This is a genomic window from Microcystis sp. LEGE 08355, assembly GCF_015207185.1.
Lineage (GTDB): Bacteria > Cyanobacteriota > Cyanobacteriia > Cyanobacteriales > Microcystaceae > Microcystis > Microcystis panniformis.
Genome location: NZ_JADEXI010000810.1, coordinates 1 through 1,626, shown reverse-complemented (window position 1 = coordinate 1,626; position 1,626 = coordinate 1). Strand labels below are relative to the sequence as shown.

Annotated in this window: 3 protein-coding genes; all 3 read right to left on the bottom strand. The window is 37.6% G+C overall.

Annotation, left to right across the window (positions count from 1 at the left end):
* Positions 1-179 precede the first annotated feature (179 nt).
* Entirely contained in the window at positions 180-680 is a 501-nt protein-coding gene (locus tag IQ242_RS24250) for a hypothetical protein (protein WP_193961714.1), read from the bottom strand.
* A gap of 40 nt (positions 681-720) precedes the next feature.
* Positions 721-858, bottom strand: coding sequence for a hypothetical protein (locus tag IQ242_RS24245; protein ID WP_193961713.1), 138 nt, complete (start codon positions 856-858; stop codon positions 721-723).
* A 49-nt stretch (positions 859-907) separates the two neighbouring features.
* Positions 908-1,626 (bottom strand): DUF4351 domain-containing protein (locus tag IQ242_RS24240; protein WP_193961712.1); only part of this gene is annotated, 719 nt, incomplete at its 5' end.

The window sequence follows — 1,626 nt, the reverse complement described above, 5'->3', positions numbered from 1 at the left end:
GGAAAAAAGAAGTGTAAAAATGCTTCAAAATACTCGGTTAATGCTTCTTTCCAGGGTTCATCATAATTAGCGGTTGTTGGGTTCATGAATTACGACAACAGTTTTAATTGTTCTCCGCTTCTGGCTAAGAGTTTAAAGGTGAATGGGTGAGCAGTGCAGCACACTAGGGTAAGATTTTCTTATTGGATTCTTGCCAAAGACTGCTTAAATTCTGCGAGAGAATTAGCGGTAGCTGCTAATTTTAGTAGCTCTTCTAAGATAGTAGGGTTAGTGATTTTGCCGATTATCTCTTCAATTTCTGAAGAAATCTGTCCAAACCGCACAGTTAAAACTGTTTTTATAGCATCGCGGCTTTTTTCTAACGCGCCAATTTCCTTGCCAATTTCCTTGCCAATTTCCTTACCAATTTCCTTGCCAATTTCCTTACCGCGTTCTATTCCTCGTAACTCCATATTACTTACTAAAGGCATGGTTCTTTCCTCCTCAAATTGTTTGATTTTACTCTCTAAGCTTGACTGTAATTCAGTGGATAAAGTCATCATATTGTCGATGATTTCAAACAGTTTAATTATCTGTTCCCTCTCGAACTCCTTTTCATACAATCCCCTGATTAACCTCCACTTCCACTGTTCCCTTTCTGGCAGCTTCCCAGTAGTCGCTTTTGTTTTCAGGTGTGCCATGACTATTATAGCAAAGGGATTGCTACTTGTTTCCAATTAGTCACTGATAACTGATAACTGATAACTGATAACTGATTAGTTGGTTAACTTCGGGAAAAAAGAAGCATAAAAACGCTTCAAAATATTCGCTTAATGCTTCTTTCCAGGGTTCATCATAATTGGCAGTTGTTGGGTTCATTGGAGAATTTTAGTGGGTTGTTGCGAAGATGCGATCGCTAACGTCAAAACTAGGCAGTTAAAGTATTTAACCAATTGATTAAATCTTCAACCGTAGAGAAATCGAATAAAGCTTCTCCTAATGCTTCGACATTATCAATACTTAACTCCATAATTTGAGTTTCTAAGGAAAAATTAATCTCCCCTAACTTGCGTTTAAGTTGACGAAGAATCAATGTCTTTTCGCGTTCGATACCTTGTTCGATACCTTGTTCAATACCTTGACGCATCCAACTGGTAGTAATTTGCATAACTCCCTCCTGTACAGGTTGACTAAATGTGCTAATCTCTTCTTGAAATTGTCTCTCTTCGACTGGATTAAGATTAAGATATGTATCAATAAATCCAGAAATTAATTGCATTTTCGCTGGATCTAACCTTAAAGTGATTAACAAGCGCAGACATTCCGCCTTAACTTTTGCTCGCTCTTTCTCTGCAATGTTCATCTTCGCCATCAAAGCTGAAGCAACCGGATTCTGTTGATTGAGAAAATCTCGCCAATTTAATCGATTTAACTGCACTACTTGATAGTTAAATTCTAATACCTTAAAATCAGGAAAATCGACTACATATTGACTAATCGCTGCTCTTTTTGGCTTTTGGTAAGAAAAAATTACAATCGGATAAATCGGTAAGACAAATTTCTCATGAAAGCGAGCAAAATAAGTAAACATTCGCCGATTAAACCCCTGGCGGGAACTTTGCTGCGCCTCCACATGAATCAGAAAAA